The sequence below is a fragment of the Blastochloris viridis genome (assembly GCF_001402875.1).
Taxonomy (GTDB): Bacteria; Pseudomonadota; Alphaproteobacteria; order Rhizobiales; family Xanthobacteraceae; genus Blastochloris; species Blastochloris viridis.
Genome location: NZ_CP012946.1, coordinates 365,779 through 382,557, shown reverse-complemented (window position 1 = coordinate 382,557; position 16,779 = coordinate 365,779). Strand labels below are relative to the sequence as shown.

The 16,779-nt window shown below is 71.5% G+C and carries 16 protein-coding genes and 1 tRNA gene; 5 read left to right on the top strand and 12 right to left on the bottom strand.

What is annotated here, in order from left to right; genetic code table 11:
- Window positions 1-67 precede the first annotated feature (67 nt).
- A tRNA-Met gene (locus tag BVIR_RS01755) sits at window positions 68-144 on the top strand.
- Here BVIR_RS01755 and BVIR_RS16585 read toward each other — a convergent pair.
- Window positions 123-410, bottom strand: coding sequence for a hypothetical protein (locus BVIR_RS16585; protein WP_145911900.1), 288 nt, complete (start codon window positions 408-410; stop codon window positions 123-125). The two genes, BVIR_RS01755 and BVIR_RS16585, sit on opposite strands and share 22 nt — an antisense overlap.
- A gap of 590 nt (window positions 411-1,000) precedes the next feature.
- On the opposite strand from BVIR_RS16585, the gene BVIR_RS01745 reads away from it, so the two are divergent.
- Together BVIR_RS01745 and BVIR_RS01740 are read left to right on the top strand one after the other, a co-directional pair.
- Window positions 1,001-1,585, top strand: a complete 585-nt coding sequence (locus BVIR_RS01745; protein ID WP_055036165.1) for a carboxymuconolactone decarboxylase family protein — start codon at window positions 1,001-1,003, stop codon at window positions 1,583-1,585.
- Between the two features lie 59 nt (window positions 1,586-1,644).
- Window positions 1,645-2,184, top strand: coding sequence for a peroxiredoxin (locus BVIR_RS01740; RefSeq protein ID WP_055036164.1), 540 nt, complete (start codon window positions 1,645-1,647; stop codon window positions 2,182-2,184).
- 52 nt (window positions 2,185-2,236) lie between these two features.
- Here BVIR_RS01740 and BVIR_RS01735 read toward each other — a convergent pair whose 3' ends face one another.
- The 7 genes from BVIR_RS01735 to BVIR_RS01705 form a co-directional block, all read right to left on the bottom strand.
- On the bottom strand, window positions 2,237-2,536 hold the full coding sequence (locus tag BVIR_RS01735; protein ID WP_055036163.1) for a hypothetical protein: 300 nt from the start codon (window positions 2,534-2,536) through the stop codon (window positions 2,237-2,239).
- 43 nt (window positions 2,537-2,579) lie between these two features.
- Entirely contained in the window at window positions 2,580-4,583 is a 2,004-nt protein-coding gene (locus BVIR_RS01730) for a matrixin family metalloprotease (RefSeq protein WP_055036162.1), read from the bottom strand.
- Between the two features lie 162 nt (window positions 4,584-4,745).
- Complete coding sequence (locus BVIR_RS01725) at window positions 4,746-5,546, bottom strand: alpha/beta fold hydrolase (RefSeq protein WP_055036161.1); 801 nt, start codon at window positions 5,544-5,546, stop codon at window positions 4,746-4,748.
- Window positions 5,547-5,862: 316 nt separating this feature from the next.
- On the bottom strand, window positions 5,863-6,450 hold the full coding sequence (locus BVIR_RS01720; protein ID WP_145911902.1) for a sulfotransferase family protein: 588 nt from the start codon (window positions 6,448-6,450) through the stop codon (window positions 5,863-5,865).
- A gap of 38 nt (window positions 6,451-6,488) precedes the next feature.
- Window positions 6,489-8,249 carry an asparagine synthase (glutamine-hydrolyzing) gene (gene asnB, locus BVIR_RS01715; RefSeq protein WP_055036159.1) on the bottom strand — a complete coding sequence of 587 codons (1,761 nt, stop codon included), beginning with the start codon at window positions 8,247-8,249 and terminating at the stop codon, window positions 6,489-6,491.
- 2 nt (window positions 8,250-8,251) lie between these two features.
- Window positions 8,252-9,544, bottom strand: coding sequence for an aspartate aminotransferase family protein (locus tag BVIR_RS01710; RefSeq protein ID WP_055036158.1), 1,293 nt, complete (start codon window positions 9,542-9,544; stop codon window positions 8,252-8,254).
- The gene (locus tag BVIR_RS01705) at window positions 9,537-11,789 is read right to left on the bottom strand and encodes a beta-ketoacyl synthase N-terminal-like domain-containing protein (RefSeq protein ID WP_055036157.1); all 2,253 of its coding nucleotides are present in this window, start codon (window positions 11,787-11,789) and stop codon (window positions 9,537-9,539) included. Before BVIR_RS01705 ends, BVIR_RS01710 begins: the two co-directional genes overlap by 8 nt.
- Window positions 11,790-11,969: 180 nt before the next feature.
- Here BVIR_RS01705 and BVIR_RS01700 point away from each other — a divergent pair, with 180 nt between their 5' ends.
- Window positions 11,970-12,389: a helix-hairpin-helix domain-containing protein gene (locus BVIR_RS01700; protein ID WP_145911903.1), complete on the top strand. Its 420-nt coding sequence runs from the start codon at window positions 11,970-11,972 to the stop codon at window positions 12,387-12,389.
- On the opposite strand, the gene BVIR_RS01695 is transcribed toward BVIR_RS01700, so the two are convergent.
- On the bottom strand, window positions 12,350-13,384 hold the full coding sequence (locus BVIR_RS01695) for a Gfo/Idh/MocA family protein (protein WP_055036155.1): 1,035 nt from the start codon (window positions 13,382-13,384) through the stop codon (window positions 12,350-12,352). The two genes, BVIR_RS01700 and BVIR_RS01695, sit on opposite strands and share 40 nt — an antisense overlap.
- Window positions 13,385-13,504: 120 nt before the next feature.
- Between BVIR_RS01695 and BVIR_RS01690 the strand changes: the two genes are divergently transcribed.
- Window positions 13,505-14,731, top strand: a complete 1,227-nt coding sequence (locus tag BVIR_RS01690) for a DegT/DnrJ/EryC1/StrS family aminotransferase (RefSeq protein ID WP_169788566.1) — start codon at window positions 13,505-13,507, stop codon at window positions 14,729-14,731.
- A 19-nt stretch (window positions 14,732-14,750) separates the two neighbouring features.
- On the opposite strand, the gene BVIR_RS01685 is transcribed toward BVIR_RS01690, so the two are convergent.
- From BVIR_RS01685 to BVIR_RS01675, 3 genes are read right to left on the bottom strand one after another with little or no spacing between them, the layout of a single operon-like run.
- The gene (locus tag BVIR_RS01685; RefSeq protein WP_055036153.1) at window positions 14,751-15,149 is read right to left on the bottom strand and encodes a TfoX/Sxy family protein; all 399 of its coding nucleotides are present in this window, start codon (window positions 15,147-15,149) and stop codon (window positions 14,751-14,753) included.
- 18 nt (window positions 15,150-15,167) lie between these two features.
- A complete protein-coding gene (locus BVIR_RS01680) occupies window positions 15,168-16,064 on the bottom strand; it encodes a Kelch repeat-containing protein (protein ID WP_055036152.1) in 897 nt (298 codons plus the stop codon).
- Window positions 16,061-16,756 carry an HAD family hydrolase gene (locus tag BVIR_RS01675; RefSeq protein WP_055036151.1) on the bottom strand — a complete coding sequence of 232 codons (696 nt, stop codon included), beginning with the start codon at window positions 16,754-16,756 and terminating at the stop codon, window positions 16,061-16,063. Before BVIR_RS01675 ends, BVIR_RS01680 begins: the two co-directional genes overlap by 4 nt.
- Window positions 16,757-16,779: the final 23 nt, after the last annotated feature.

Below are 16,779 nucleotides of genomic sequence, written 5' to 3'. Positions count from 1 at the left end.
CGCGGTGAGCAGTTGCTAGATAACCGCCGCGCCCGGTGCTCTGACGACGGAACAACTGGCGCCGTGACGCGGGGTGGAGCAGCCCGGTAGCTCGTCAGGCTCATAACCTGAAGGTCAGAGGTTCAAATCCTCTCCCCGCAACCAAATCGACCATAACTCAATCGCCGTCCCAGTGTGAAAGCACCGGGGCGGCGATTGCGTTTGTGCGCGGAATTGGCCCGCCTGTCAGGCATCGCTGCCTTGAGTTGGACGTCGCGGCAGAGGGCCGCCTCGAATCGCTCACCCGCCACGCTGCCGGGGAGAGCGGCGTTGAGGGCGAGCCGCAGGTGCCGCTCCCCGTCCACCGTGAACCCGCAATGATCGAACGGCACCGCGCAGATGCCGTCGGTAATAAAACGGCGCCGGCTCACGCAGCCTCCCGGCCTGGCATGGCGGTGCCAAAGATCGCAGACCACAGGTGAGGTCGCCGACCTCGCCGCGACCGCCCCGGCCATGCGCTGGTGTTCCGGCCCTCCCCGCGGAGGTTCGGCACGATCGCGCAGTCCACCATTCGCCCGCTCAAGATCTCGTCAGCGAACAGCCTCCACATCGTGTGGCGCTCGGCCCCATCCCGCTCCGAAGCGCCGAACAGGATCGTCGGCGGCTGCAATCCAGCCGACCACGTCCGCGCAGGCGACCTCATAGGCGGGAAGGCGCGTCGGGTCGCCAATCGTCCGCCGCACCCGTTGCGGCAGGATGCAAGGGTGCTGCGCCTTGACTGAGTGCGACCTGCCGGTTAGTTTTTATTCGTAATTATTTGCAGAATGAAGCGAGAGACACATCGTGCTGCCAAACGTCGATGCGCTTCAGCGCGACTGCGGGGTTTCGCTTTGCCGGCAAATTGGCAAGCGACCACCGCCCACGTGAACGCCAAAAGTCCTGACCGTCCATCGCCGCCGCGCCGCACCGTGCTGCAACACCGCGCCGGGCCGCCCCTGACCACACCGCCAAAGGACGACCGATGAGCCAGCTTGAAGGCCTTCGCCAGCAATTGCCCGACTACGCCCGCGACCTCAAACTCAACCTCGGCACGCTGCTCGGTGCCGGCGGCGTGGCGGACCTCTCCGCCGCGCAGGCCTGGGGCAGCGCGCTCGCCGCCGCCATTGCCTGCCGTCAGCCGGCTCTCACCGCCGCGGTCGAGCACGATGCCGCGGCGGTGGCCGACGGCGCGACGCTCGAGGCGGCGCGCACCGCGGCTGCCATCATGGCGATGACCAACGTCTATTACCGCGCCGTTCACATGGCGCACGACGCCGAACTGGCGCGGCTGCCCGCTGGCCTTCGCATGAACGGCCTCACCAAGCACGGCATCGCCCCAGCCGATTTCGAGCTGTTCGGGCTCGCCGCCTCGGTGGTGAAGGGCTGCGAGGGCTGCACCAAGGCCCACATCGATGGCGCCCGCAACCACGGCGTCCCGGTCCAGGCCATCGGGGCGGTGCTGCGCATCGCCGCCGTCATCCACGCCGTCGCAACCGTGCTCGACGCGCGCGGAGCCGCGCCGGCGCAGCCGGTTGCCACCGGCCATCCCGCCACCGAATTCGCCTGAGCCCGCCCAGCGTCGGTCTCGCCTGCCATCGATTTTCACCCCACCGTCAAGGAACCACCATGCTGACCATCGGCGCCAAATTCCCGGCCTTCGACCTTCAGGCCGTCGTCTCCGCCAACCCCGCCACCGCCTTCAGCCGCGTCGACAACGACAGCGCCCAAGGCAAGTGGAAGGTGTTCTTCTTCTGGCCGAAGGACTTCACCTTCGTCTGCCCGACCGAGATCGCCGCATTCGGCAAGCTCAACGGCGAATTCGCCGACCGCGACACCGTGGTCTACGGCGTGTCGACCGATTCCGAATACGTCCACCTCGCCTGGCGGCAGAACCACCCCGACCTCAAGGATCTGCCGTTTGCGATGGTGTCGGACATCAAGCGCGAGCTGAGTTCGGCGCTGGGAATTCTGCATCCGGAGGAAGGCGTCTGCCTGCGCGCGACCTTCGTGGTCGACCCCGGCAACATCATTCGCTTCGTATCGGTCAACGACCTCAGCGTCGGCCGCAATCCGCAAGAGGTGCTGCGCGTGCTCGACGCGCTGCAGACCGACGAGCTGTGCCCGTGCAACTGGCAGAAGGGCGACGCGGTGCTGAAGGCGGCGTGATTGGTTGCCGCGCGCGCGGAGCCGGCTGCCGCGCGCGCCGCACCGGCGCAGGTCACGGCCCGCGCCGATAGCGCAGCACCAAAGCCTCAGGCGTGGTGATTTCGAGCACATCGTCGGCGAGCCTGAAGGAATAGTCGACGATGGCATCGGTCGCGGTCGAAATCGCCAGCCGGTCGGAACGCACCTTGCGGACGGTGCCGTCATCCCAGATCAGGAACCGCCGCTCGCCGGCACTGCCGCCGCGATAGATCCCGGACGGCTCGATCCTGAGGACGTCCGGGTACTCCTCCGCCTGGGGCGCGGCATCGAGCTTGATCCAGCTGCCAACCAGATCGGCCGGAATCTTATCCATCGCCGTTGCCCCTGTCTGCGCTGTGTTCTCCACCCGCGCACGCTCACCGCGGCAGGCGGTCGACCGCCGCGGCCACCGCGTCCGGCACCGACATCCGCTCCAGCTTTCGGCGCAGCACCACACCGATGGCGCGGGCGGCGCCGTCGTCGGCGTCGTTGAGGGCGCCGCGCAACACCTCGTCGGCGGTGCGGCGGATCTCGGACGGCGACATCACGGTGTCGAACGCGATCAGCGCCTGCGCTCCGGCGAGATCGGCGCTGCGCTGCCGGAACGGCTCGAACCGCCGACGCGCTTCAACATAGCCGTAATGCGACCGCAGCACCGGATCGTCGACCGCAGCGGCGATGGCCGCAAGGCCCGCCGGCAGAAAGTCGCCGCCGAGGATCAAGGTCAGATGCAGGTCGGGCGTGGCGATGAGCCTGCGGGCGAGCTTGGCGTGGCGGTCGCCGGCCGCCGGCAGCACCTCGACCGCGGTTTCGCCGACGACGCGGCTGACACCACCGCGGTGCTCCCACGTCACCGAAACCCTGACGTCGTACCGGCCCGGAATCGGAAACAGCGCGCCCTCGGCGCCACGCAGCAAGGTCAGCGCATGGCTCACCGCCCCACCGGGCGGCAGCAGTTGCAGCGGCGCGTGCTCAAGGCAGACGATCAGCGGCCGAAAGCTGCGTACCGTGCCGGCTGGGTCGACCACCGCGCCGGACACCCCGCCCGATTTCATGCTCAGCGTCGCCGGCGCCAGCGCCGGCTCGGCGCCGTCATTGCGGAGCGTGATAAGAACGCGCACCGGCGCGCCGATCGGCACCGCCTCGAGCAGCGGCGACACCTCGAGCCGCAGAGGCCCCCGCGCGGCGCCGGCATCGGCGGTGGCGAGTGGAATGCTCGATCCCGCCGCATCGCCGAACGGCGCCCCGCCCGGCCGTACATAGGGGTCGGGCAGGTGGCCAAGCCGGTGCTGGTCGTCGGGCGCGAACGCCCACGACACGTTGGTCGGAAACGGCAGCGCGGCGGTGCCGCGGTCGGCGATCCGATCGGTGGTCGCCATGAAGCCGTTGTCGACCGAATTGTGGAACAGGCCGAGGGCGTGGCCGATCTCATGCACGGCGGTGCGAAAATAGACGTCGGCAATGGTGCCGACCCGGCGGCCCTTGGCCAACCCCCAGGGGTCCTGGTCGGGCACCACCCAGTGCGAGGCGATGGCGACGCCTTTGCGCGGGCCATTGTTGGAGTCGGTCGCACCGACGTCGTACATGATGCCGCGGTCGGTGGATTTGAGCCGCGGCACCGCGAGAATGTGGAACTGCCAGTCGTTGTCGAGATCGACGTCGCCGCGCAGCGTCATCATCGCCGCATGCAACTCGGCATCCGACCACGCCTCGCTTAGCGGCGGCTCGACCGGCGCGTCGCTGACGGTGGCGGCGACATCCCACCCGACCGCGCCGAAGATATCCGGCCATGACGCGCCCGCGTCGTTGGCGGTCGGCGCTTCCGAGCCCGCCGCGTGGTTGATCGCGATCGAGGCGCGGCGCAACTGCGGCGCCACCCACGCCATCGTCAGCGTGCCGGCCGGCGCGCCGGCGGCGGTCGAGACCGCACCGGCAAAGCCATCAGCGGGCAGAGCGGGGTTTGGCGCCCGCATCATCCGCGCCGACAGCACCTCCTGCCTCGCCCACAGGTTCATCGGCTTGAGCCGCCAGGTCTCGAAGCCGAGCGTGAAACCGTCCCGCCCGGCATCGGCGAACTCGGTGACCTTGAGGTAGTAGCGATACTGCACCCGCGCGAACACCGGAATGCCGGCGGCTGGCATTGGCGCAGCGCCGCCCGACGGCCGTTGATAGAGGTCGCCGCTGGCGAACACGCCGGCGTCGGTGCGCGTGATCCGCAAGCTCCCGTCATAGCTCGCGCCGTCGCCGCTCAACGCGATGACATAGCAGCCGGCTCGGAGTGCCGCCGCAAGCAGCGCCGACGCCACGGAGTCCGTGCGCGAGGTCGGGTCGGCCAAGGCCGCCGGCGCCAGCATCGGCAGCTCGTCGCACACCCGATGCATGAGCCGGCCCCGTGATGAGATGCTGTCCGCAAAGGGCGCCCCGTGGCCGCAGGTGGCCGGGCTTCAAGCCCGGCCACGAGGTTGGCTGGAGCGTCCGGTTCGTAACCGCGGACCAAGGCGCAAACGGCCGCCACCACGGCCGAGGCGGTGGTCCCGCGTCGCTCAAAGCGTGGCGACGAAGGCGTTGACCGCGCCGGCGATCTGATCGGCGAACTTCTTGTCGCCATCGAACAGCAGATCGAGGTGGCCGGCACCGCGGACCCAGAACACGTTGGCGTAGGGAATGATCTGCGCGGCCTTCACTACCATGTCGGCCACCCGGCTTTTGGTGCCGCCGATCAGCAACACCGGGATCTTCAGCTCCGCCAGTTCGCGCTCGGAGATCGGGTTCTCGGCACGAATGCGGAATTCATTGGCGATGGTGGCCGCGTTCTGCGCCGCGCCGGTGATCTGCTTCGCCACCTTGGCCGACTTGTCCTCGTCGAGCCCGGTGCCGCGATCGACGTAGCTGAGCATCACCTGGATCGCCTCGGTCTCCTTGCCGCCTTCCGCCAGCTTGGCGCGGCGTTCCAGATCGTCGCGGTCGGTGAACAGCGCCGGCTCGACCAGGATCAGGCCCTTGACCTTGTCCGGGTTGCGCAGGGCATAGACGGTGGTGAAATAGCCGCCGTGGGAATAGCCCAGCAGCACCGCCTTTTCCATGTCGGTGCGTTGCAGCGCGACGTCGAAGTCGGCGACGTAATGGGACAGATTGAAGGCGCCGACATTGGCGGCGTCGGCATTGACCCGGCTCTGGCCGAAGCCGCGCAGCTGCATTTCGGCGATGGGTTGGCTGACCTTGCTCAGCAGTGAAGCGACGTCGCCGCACGCCACCGCCAGAATACGCGGCGCAGCGTCGGCCTGATCGGGCAGGCTGAGTTCGATCTTGGCGCCACGAGACTCGACAACCGCCGTCCTTGCCATTGCATCCTCCTGTCTGAAGTCGGCAAATTTGGGCTGGCCTGGGCAACACCGCGTGCGCCCCGGTTCCCGGACTCGCCGAAACCCCGATGAGGCGGGGGCGTCCGGCGATTGGTCTGCGAATCCGGCCGAGGTGGCCGGGCATCGATTCGGACATTGCGGCACCAGCCTTTGCGTCGGCGATCCCGTTGCGCGCGCGATCGCGCATCGCATCAAGGGGGCGCCACGCTTGGCTGATCGCTCCGCCGCCGGCCGGCACCACCCAGGCGCGGACGGCGCCGACACTACAATCAGGCGTCGAGCGCGGATTATACCGCTATTATGGGTTGTGTAAAGCGTCGCCAGCAACCGGTCGCGGCGGCGCCACCGCGTCGGCCATGGCGGCGACCGCGAGATCGCGCCCGAGAAAGTCGCAGATGGCGGCGGACGCCAGCTTCGGCGCCGCCACCGTGTCCTCGTAGCGAAGGCGCAAGGTGCGGCCGGCCGGCATCGCCGCGCACCACGCCTCGGTTTCCGCTTCGATCGCGGCGAGTCGCGACCGCCAATCGGCCTCGCCCGGCTCCCCGCCGCGCCGGCGCACCATGCGGTCCTGCGAGCGGATCACCGCACCAAGGTCGCGGCGGATGAACAGCACCCGATAGGGACGATCGGGCGGCAGGCGGAGCACAAGCGGCGTGACGATCTTGACCGCCCGCCCGGCCGCAGCGTCGAGCCAAGCCACCGAGTGGGCAATATCCTTCGCCGGCTCATATTCGAAATAGCCGTAGACATTGTCGTCGTCAGCGCCACGCAGGCCATCGGTCAGGATCGGAAAGCCGCCCTCGGCCAGCATCCGCATCACCATCGACGTGCCCGACCTCGGCAACCCGGTGACGACCGTCACCTGCCGTCCCGCGTCCGTTTCCATCGCATCCTCCGGCTTCGCCGCGGCCGCCGCGGCATCGATCAACCCCGCAGGTGGCGCGCGACCCAGCGGTCGAGCACGAACAGCCGCCACCACACGTCGAACGAGGGCGTGCCGGCGAGGAGCCGCGCCAGCGCGCCGGCGTCGATGCCAATGTCGGCGAGCACCGCCGGCCGCCAAGCGAGCTGGCTGCGACAACGCTCGAGCCACATCGCCACCGGCCGGCTGAGCGGCAGCTTCGGCCGCGCACACGCTTCGGCCGCCAGCCAGCGCCGGGCGGTGCGGCGCAGCGCCATCTTCTCCTGGCCGGGCACCGCACCTGGCGCGCTCGGCACCCGTATCGCCACCGTGGCCACCGCCGTGTGCAGGAACGGCACCCGCGCCTCGAGCGAACGGTCCATGCACATGGTGTCGGCAATGCTGAGTTCCCAACCCGGCAGGTGGGCGACCAGATAGAACAGGTCGAGCACCCGTCCCGGATCGTGCGCGCCGAGCGAGGGCAGCATCGCGCACGCCCGCGCGATGAGGTCATCCACGATGGCGCCCTCGTCGATGGCCGGCACCAACGCCCGCAGCGCCGGCCGCTCCTCCGCCGCCAGCGCCGAATAGAGCGTGAGATAGCGCGCCATCTGCATCGGCAGCGGGCCGGGCTCCGGGCCGAAATAGGCGCCGCGATAGCCCCCGAACAGCTCGTCGGCGCCGGTACCAGTCAGCACCACCTTGGCGGCGGGCGCGGCATTGCGCAGCGCCCCCGCCAGCACATGCGCCGCCACCGCGTCGCGCGCACCGCATGGCACGTCGAGGGCGGCGACGGCGGCGTCCACCGCTCCGGTGCCGTCGCCCATCTCGGCCACGGCCGAAACGTGGGCGTAACCGAGCCGTGCCGCGAGGTCGGCAGCGGCAGCCGCCTCATCGTCGGCGCCGCCGAAGCTGATGGTGCTGGCGACCGGGCGCAGCGGCAAGGCCGGTCGCGCCAGGCTGGCGACGATGCCGGAATCGATGCCGCCGCTGAGGAAGACGCCGACGCCGGCGTCGGCGCTGCAATTGTCGGCGACCGCGCGCTCGAGCGCGGCGGCGAGCTCGGGCACCGCGCCGTCCGCCGCCACCTCCGGCGCGGGTCCCTCGCCGAAGCGCCAATAGCGCTCGTGCCGCGTCGTGCCGCCGTCGATCACCGCGACCTCGCCCGGCCCGATCTGACGGATGCCATCGACCAGCGTGCGCGGCGACAGCACGTAGCGCAGCAGCAGGAACTGCTGGAGCGCAGCGGGATCGACCCGGCCGAAGCGGCCGGCAAACGCCGCGAGGATGGCGCGCACGCTGGAGGCCACCACCACCAGCCGCCCGACCTCGGCGACATAGAGCGGGCAGATGCCGAAGCGGTCGCGGGCGAGCACCATGATGCCGCGCGCCTCGTCGAAAATCGCCAATGCGAACTGGCCTTCCAGCGCTTCGACGATGCCGGCGCCGTGCCGCTCATAGCCGGCGATCACGGTCTCGGTGTCGCCATGGGTCCGCCAGCCGCCGGGCGGCGGGCCGAGGTCGCGGCGCAGGGTGCGGTGGTTGAAGATTTCACCGTTGAAGGCGATGTGGGCGCGGCCCGCGGCGCCGCTCATCGGCTGGTCGGCCGCCGCGCTCAAATCCTGGATGCGGAGCCGCACGCTACCGAGTGCCGCCCGCTGCCAGCCGCGCCAGCCGGCATTGTCCGGGCCGCGCTGCCACATTCGCGCCAGCATGGTCGCCATCGCGGCCTCGACCGGCCCGATTTCGCCGTCGCGCGCGTAGAGGGCGGCGATTCCGCACATGGTCAGTTCAGGTAGCGACGAAGGGCGTCGTCGAAGCCGGCGACGAAGCGGTCGATGTCGGCCGCGGTGGTGCGGGTCGACACGCAGCCGAGCCCGGCCGGAGTCAGCAGCACGCCGGCATTGATGAGGCCGAGATGCAAGGTGTCGAACAGCACCCGGTCCTGACGCTGCAGTTCGGCGTGGCTGCGCGCCGGTGCCGGCAAGGCATGCAGGCAGAAGAATGCGCCGGCCTGGGCGATCGAGGCCGGGATGCGGCGCTGCCGCAGCAGTGCGCCGGCCCGCGCGACCAGGTCGGCGGCGAGGTCGTCCATCCGGACGAAATCGTCCGGTTGCAGCGCAGCGAGGCACGCCACCCCCGCCGCCATCGACATCGGATTGCCGTTGTAGGTGCCGGCCAGCCGCACCCAGTCGGCGCGATAGGGGTTGAACACGTCCATGACGTCGGCGCGGCCGCCGACCGCGCCGACCGGCAGGCCGCCGCCGATCAGCTTGCCTAGCACCGTGAGGTCGGGCTCGATGCCAAGTCGCGACTGGACGCCGCCAAAGGCGACGCGGAACAGCATCACCTCGTCGAAGATGAGGAGGATGCCGTGGCGCGCGGTGAGATCGCGCAGCCGGCGCAGCAGGTCACGGTCGACCGCAATCAGGCCCGCGGCGCCCTGGATCGGCTCGACGACCACCGCGGCAAGCTCGCCAGCCTGGGCTGCGACCGCCGCGAGCACGGCATCAGGCTCGGCGGCCGGCAGCACCACCACCGCGCCGCCGCCCGAAGCCGCGCCGGGCGCGGTGCCCGGCCCGCCGACCGCGCCGAATTCGCTCGAGCCGTGATAGCCGCCGTGCAGCTTGGCGAGCCGCCGCCGGCCGGTGAAGGCGCGCGCCGCCGTTATCGCCACCATCATCGCCTCGGTGCCGCTGCTGGCGAACCGGATCGCACGCAGCGACGGCACCCGGCGCTGCAGCAGTTCGGCCAGTTCCGCCTCGCCGGGCGATGGCGCGGCGAAGCACAGCGCGGTCTCTGCCTGACGACGAATGGCATCAACGATCGGACGGAAGCCATGGCCATGCACGGTGACGCCGAAATTGGCGTTGAAGTCGAGCCGGCGATGGCCGTCGAGGTCGGTGACGACATCGCCCTCCCCGGCGGCGAGCACCAGCGGGAACGGGCTGAAATGGTAGGACGAGCGGGTGCCGCCACCCGGCAGGAACGCCGCGGCGCGGTCGCGATAGGCGCGCGAGTTGGGGTTGGCCGCGACATAATCGGCGCGCGCGCGCGCAAGTGGCAACGGTTCAGCCATGGTGCGCCTCCCCGACCGCCGCCCGCAGCACGGCGCAGGCGGCGGCACCGCCGACGCCCAGCGCGGTGACGGCGACCTCGCCGACCGCGTCGTCGCCCGCCGCACACGCCATGCCCGCCGCGACCGCGGCGAGCGCCTCGGCCGAGCCGCAGTCGCCGAACGCCGGCGCAAGGCTGGCATCGGCCGAGGCCAGCGCATCGCCTCCGGTGCAGCGGTGAAAATTGGCGGTGCCATCGATGCGCAGCGCGCAGCCGGCGCCGCCCAGCGCCGCGGCCACCGCCTCATCGACCAGGCCTGGCGCGGTCCTGCCCGCCCCGACCGGCGCGAAGCGCTCCTCCACCGCCGCCAGCGCGACGCCCCGCCGGCCGCCGCGGGCGTGCCGCGCCGCCTCGGTCTCCACCAGCACCGCCGCCGCGCCGTCGCGCGGGCCAAAGCCAGTGTCGCGGCCGGCAACGGCCGGCGCCCGCAGCAGCGCCATCGCCCGCACCATCGGCGCGTCGGCGATGTCCATCGCGCACACGACGGCGCGGTCGATCTGCCCGAGCCGCATCAGGTCGGCGGCATAGCCGAGCGCCGACAGCCCGGAGGTGATGCCGCCGGTGAGCGTGACGGTCGAGCCGATCAGACCGAACCGCCGCGAGATCAAGGTGGCGCCGAGATGGGCGCCGTGGCACAGCGCCATCGACGGCGTGATGTGGCGGGGATTGTCGGCATAGGTGCGCGCCAGCACCTCGCTCCAGGTCGAGGTGCCACCGACCATGGTGCCGACGATCAGCGCGAACCGCTCGGAGACGAGCTCGGCCTCGCCAAGCCCGGCCGCCTCGATCAGCCGGGTGGCCACCGCCAGTGCGAGGCGGGCGGCACGATTGTAGTGGGCGTTGGCGTCGCCGCCGGACAGCCGCGGCAGATCGTCGAGCGCCGTCCAGTGGAGGGTGGTGGGCCGATCCGCCGCGCCGGCGCCCTGCAGCGTCGGCGGCGATTGCGACACCACCGCCGCCGCGCTCAGCCACACCGTGGCCGCTGCCGGCTGCACCGGCGAGGACATCGCCGGCCATGTCGGCAACGTGGCGGCGGACGACAGCACCACCGCGGTGTTGACCCCGCCCGCCCCCATCGCCAGCGACAGCGCCCGCGCGATGGCGCGGCGCTGGCCGCCGGGCGGCACGAAGGCGAGCGCCAGCGCCGGATCGGGCGCGTCGAGCCCGGCGGTCTCGTGCAGGAATCCGCTCTCGAGCGCGTCGACCGCAGCGGCGACCTCGATCACCGCCGAGGCCGACGACAGGTGCGCGGTGAACGACTTGGTGGCGTTGACCGCGATGCGGTCGGCGGCGTCCCCGAACGCGGCGCGGATGCCGGCGCACTCGCTGATCTCGATATTGACCGTACCGGTGGCGTGGGCGTTGATGTAATCGATCGTTGTCGCCGCCACCCCGGCGTCCGCCAGCGCGGCGCGGATGCAGCGCGCCACGCCGCGGCCGTCGAGCTGCGGGACGATTTCGTGTGGATCTTCCGAGCAGCTGATGCCGAAGCCATCGACCACGGCGCGGATACGGGCGTTGCGCGCCTGCGCCGATGCCAGCGTCTCGACCACCAGCGCCCCGGCGCCATCGCCGAGCGCGGTGCCGTCGCGGTCGCGGTGGAACGGCCGAACGGTCGAGCCGAGGATGTTGGAGCGCTCGGCGCCATAATAGGTGATCGGCTTCATCTGGTCGGCGCCGCACACCACCGCGAGGTCGATGCGGCCGGCGCGGATGGCGTGGACGGCACGGGCGAGCGCGATGTTGCCGGAGGCGCAGGCGTTGGTGTTGACGTCGCGCGGCCCACCGAGGCCGAAGTCGCGGGCCAGCCGGTCGGCCAGCGCGCCGGACGGAAACGTCGCCAGTGCCGCGCGCTGCGACCGGGTGGCGACGGCGGCGGTCGCGATGGTGCCGCACATCCGCTCCGCGGTGAGCCCATCGCCCGACACCGTCGCCAGATAGAGCCCGGCCCGCGCCGCCTCCGCCGCCGTCACGCCGGCATCGGCCAGCGCCTCCGCCACCGCCCGGCGGGCGATGCGGCGCAACCGGCCGGGGACGGTGAGCGGAACGTCCTTGAGCTGGGCAGCGATCGCGGCCTGGCGCGACACCGGGATCCAGGCGATCGGCGAGGTGCCGGGCACCCCGGCACGAAGCGCGGCGCGAAACGCCTGGAAGGTTCGTCCGGCGGCGCAATTGACGCCCACCCCGGTCACCACGATCGTCGGCAAGGCACCCTCCCGGCTGACAGCGCCTGCAATTTATACGGGAGCTATACTAGCTATGCAATCTGAGATACCGTTCGCCGACCGCAGCAATCGAAGGGTGCAGGCGTGAAGTCCCCGCGCACCAAACCGTTACGTCCGGCACCGCCTGCGACGACAACCGAACGGCAGCGCCGCAAGCGCGTGGTGCTGCCGCTGACCGCGGCCGAGCGCGCCGCGCTGCGGCGGGCCAGGCTGGTCACGGCAGACCTCGCCGGCATGGCCGCCGAGGAGGTTGCGGCGCTGGCGCAACTCCCGCTTCCCCGCTGCCGCGCGCTGTGCGCCTTGGCGCAGTTCCAGCGCCTCGATTCGGTCGGCCCCTCGATCGCCGCCGATCTGGTCGGCCTCGGCCTGACCTCGCTCGACCAGCTGGCCAAGGCCGACCCGCTGCGGCTCTACCGCGAGCTGGAGCAAGCAGTCGGCCGCCGCGTCGACCCCTGCGTCGAGGACGTGTTCCGCTGCGCGGTGGCCCAGGCGCGCGACCCGGCGCTGCCGGAGGCGGCCCGCAATTGGTGGTATTGGATGCGTTATCGCGGCACCGCCGTGGTCGCGCCGCCGGCACGGTAGGCCGCGGCGATCACCGCCATCACCTGAAGGCCCTGGTGCCCGGTTGCCGCCTCGCCGCGCTCCACCGCCGCGATGAGCCGGGCGAAATCGGTTGCGGGGTCGCGGTCGAGCGCGATCTCGGCGGTCACCGCCCCGGCAAGCCGGCCGACCGTGCGGCCTGGCGCGAAGCCGAACAGGGTGACGAGTTCAAGCCGGCCGTGGCTGCCGACCACCTCGATCGTGGTGACGTCCTCCTCGACATCGGATGCCCACGCCACCTCGACCTCGTACCGGCGCCCGGCGGCGTCGGACAATTCCAGCCGTGCCGCCACCTCGACATCGCACGGCAGCTCGTCCCGGCCACCGTCCGGCATCCAGCCGCTGGCACTGATCCGCCAGTCGGCGGCGGTGGCGAAGCTCGACGCCGTCACCGCAACCTCCGGCCAATCGGTGAGCGCCAACGCGACGTCGAGCAGGTGCGGCCCGAGGTCGACCAGCACCCCGCCGCCGGCCCAGCGCCGGCTGGTGTACCACGAGCCCGGCCGCGGGATGCCGGCGCGCCGCCGCCACGCCGCGCGCACCTCGCGCACCGCGCCGATGCGGCCCGCGGCGACCGCCGCCATCAACCTCACCACGTCGGGGCGGAAGCGGTAGGGCGCGCTCACCCACAGCCGGCTCAATGCGTCGCTATCCAGCCCCGGCGCGGCGCGGTCGACCTCGCCCGGCAGGCTGAGCGGCTTTTCGACCAGCACGCGGGCGCCGGCCTCCAGAAACGCAGCGGCGAGCGGCCAATGGCTGGCGTTGGGGGTGGCGACGATGGCGAGGAGATCGCGACGGCCGCGCGCCATCGCCAGCGCCCGCTGGACCGCCGCCGCGCCGCCGTGCTCGGGCGCGCTGTCGATCACCACCGGCTCCGCCGCGCCCAGCCGGCGCAGCGCCGGCAGGTAGCAGGTACGGGCGACCCAGCCGTCGCCGACGATCACGAATTTGGCGGCAAGCCCGGTGGGGTGGTCCATCGTTCGGCCTCTCGTCTCGCCCGGTTGGTGCGCGCCAGCGCTCTGCACCAATAGCGTGTAAGCGGAATTGATTGCCACTTATAAATGTGTATCCTCCGCCACGGCAATCAGGAGGCGCAGATGCTGGACGGTCGCCCGCATACCCCCGCTTTGCTGGGCGGCCCTCCGGCTGTGACCGGCGAGGTGCCGCCGTGGCCGCCAATCGACCCCGACCAGGACGGCGCCCTGCTCGCGGTGGCGCGGACCCAGCAATGGTGGTCGAAGGGCGGCCGGGCGGTGATGTCGTTCGAGCGCGGCTTTGCCGCCGCCCACGGTGCCCGCCACGGCATCGCCTGCACCAACGGCACCCACGCGCTCGAGCTTGCGTTGCGCGCGCTCGGCGTCGGGCCGGGTGACGAGGTGATCGTGCCGGCGATGACCTTCGTCGCCACCAGCATGGCGGTGATGCTGGTGGGGGCGCGGCCGGTGCCGGTCGACGTCGCGCCCGACACATGGTGCCTCGACGTCGCGGCCTGCCGGCGCGCCATCGGCCCGCATACCCGCGCCATCGTCCCGGTCCATTTCGCCGGACACATCGCCGACATGGCGGCACTGACGGCGATGGCCGAGGCCGCCGGGCTGCACGTGATCGAGGACGCCGCCCACGCCCACGGCGCGCGGCGCGGCGGCATCTCCGCCGGGGCCGCCGCGCCATTGGCCGCCTTCAGCTTCCAGAACTTCAAGCTGATGACGGCGGGCGAGGGCGGCCTGCTGCTGGCGAACGACGATGCGCTCGCCGAGCGCGCCCGGCTGATCACGAATTGCGGTCGGCCCGACGGCGACCGCCGCTATGCCCACCTCGTGCTGGGCAGCAACATGCGCATGACCGAGTTCCAGGGCGCGGTGCTGGCCGTGCAGCTCGCCCGCCTCGACGCCCGCGCCGAGTTGCGCGCCCGCCGCGCCCGCCAACTCCGCGACGTGCTGGCGCGGTTGGGCGGCCTGCGGCTGCAGGCCGTGGCGGCCGACGTCGACCGCCACGCCTGGTACATGGTGGTGATGGAGATCGAGCCGCAGGCGTTCGGCGGGCTCCCGCGCCAGAGCATCGTCGACGCCCTCAACGCCGAGGGCGTGCCAGCCTACCGCATCTATCCCGCGGTGCAGGACGTGCCGCATTTCGCCGCCGACTTTGCGCGGCGCGGCGGCGATCCGGCAGCGCTGGCGCCAACGCCGGTGGCGCGCCGCCTCGCCGAGCGCGGCATCTGGCTGCACCACCGCATCCTGCTCGGCGGCGACGCGCTGATCGATCAGGTCGGCGAGGCGTTCCACAAGATCGCCGTCCACGCCGACGCGATCCGCACGCGGATTTGAAAGCGCGGCGTTGCGAGACCTACGGCTCGCGCCGCGGCGGTTGCTTGGCCGGTCGGGCGCGCGGCCGCCGCGGCGTTGCCGGCGCGGCGCGGCAAAATGCGATGCTCCTGCGCAGCCATTCGCCGAGCCGCGCATCGTCGCCGAGAACGTCGTCCGGCACCACCACCGAACTCTTGCTGACCGGCCCGCCCGGGTCGTATTGCAGCGGCCGCCCGCCCAGCGCCAGCAGCGCGGCGCGATCGTCCGCGCCGAGCTTGAGGGCGAGCCCGACATCGGACAGCGACACGAAATTGCGGCCGAACGCATAGCCGGTGATGCCGCCGAACATCGGGCGGAAAGCGATCTCCAGCGCGTGCGCCTCCGGACCGAGCACGGCCTCGATTCGCCCCCGCAGCACCTTGGCATCGAACGGTCCCATCACGGTCCCACCGCCTGCTCAATCGATCGCCACCGCCTCGATGGCGTCGGTCATCGCGAACACCCCTTCGGTGACGCCACCGGCGATCAGCAGCCGGCCGCCGACGATACCGCAACCGGCCGCCGCCCGCCCCTCCTGCATCCGCGCGAACGGCGTCACCGTCATCGTCGCGGTGTCGACCGCCTCGATCAGGTCGGAGGCGTGGGCGGGCGGGTTGAGCATGCCGCCGATCAGGAAGAGCCGGCCGTCCTCGGCCACCACCACCAGGCTCTCGCGCGGCTCGATCGCCGCCGGCAGCCGGCTCCATTGCGCCGTCGCCGGGTCGAACCGCGCGCAGACGGCCAGCGCGTTGGCGCGCATGCCGTCGGTGTCGAAGGTATCGGCCCCGCCGAACGACAGGATGTGGCCGCCCACCGCGGCGATGGCATTGCTGCCGAGCGCGCCCTTGGGAAAGATGTGGGCGGGAAAGCCATTGCCGAGGCTCCAGCGATCCTGTGCCGGATCATAGGTCGCGACCTCATCCCAATAGCCATCGGGAATGGAAAAGCCGCCGACGACGAAAATCCTGCCGTCGAGCTCGGTGGCACTGAACCAGGCGCTTTCGCGCGGCATCGGCGCGATCGGCCAGCTTTCGAGCGTGCCGAGGTCGATTCGGTAGGCCTCGCGCAAGGTGCCCTCGGCGAAGCCGCCGAGCAGATAGACGCTGTTGCCGATCTTGACCGCCTGATGGCCGCGGCACGGGCTGGGCAGCCGGCCGACCGGACGGACGTTGCCGAGCCCGTCCACGTGGAGAATTTCGTCGCGATTCTCCGCACCGGACGCGCCGCCGAAAATTAACAGCGCATCGTCGTGGCCGACCGCCGGCATGTCGCCGAGCACCCAGGGCAGCCTGCCGATCACCGCGGTGGTCCTCATATCCAATCTCCCCGACTGTTCATTGAAGGCGCGAGCGTCGCAGCGGCGACGCCAGTGTCGAGTACCTTGTCCGCGCCGAGAACATGGCGCACCAGCGCGCACGGCGTCTCAAACCGCAGATCCCACGGCTCTACCGCAGCGGCGCGACCCGGCCCCCACGCTGCGAGCGCGGCCGGCACGGCGGCGGCGCGCGCGGTCTGGCGGTCCACCGCGGTGTCGCCGACGAAGAACAGCGCCTCGTCGGCACCAAGCGCGACGAGGCAGTGGCGCAGCGCCGCCGGGTCCGGCTTGCCGGGCGCATCGTCCGGCGTCACCAGCGCGTCGATCGCACCGGCAAGCCGGGTGTGCTCCAGCACCGCGAGCGAGCGCGTCCGCGCCTTGCCGGTGACGACGCCGACCGCGACCTCCGCCCGCCGCAGCCGCAACAGCAGCGCGGCGACACCGGGAAACGCCGTTACCGCCTCGGTCATCGCCAGGGCGTGGCGGTCGAACGCCGCCGCGGCCGACCCCGGCAGCCCGAGTTCGCCCAAGATCACCGGCAGCGGCTTGCCGAGCCGGACGCGAAAGCCGGCGAGCGGAACCTCGCCGGTAAAGCCGACCTCCGCCAGGGCGGCGGCGAGCGCGCGACGCGCCACCCCCCAGCTATCGACCAGGACGCCGTCAAGATCGAAGATCACCGCCGGTCTCGCCATGGTTCGCTCTCCCCCCTTGTGCC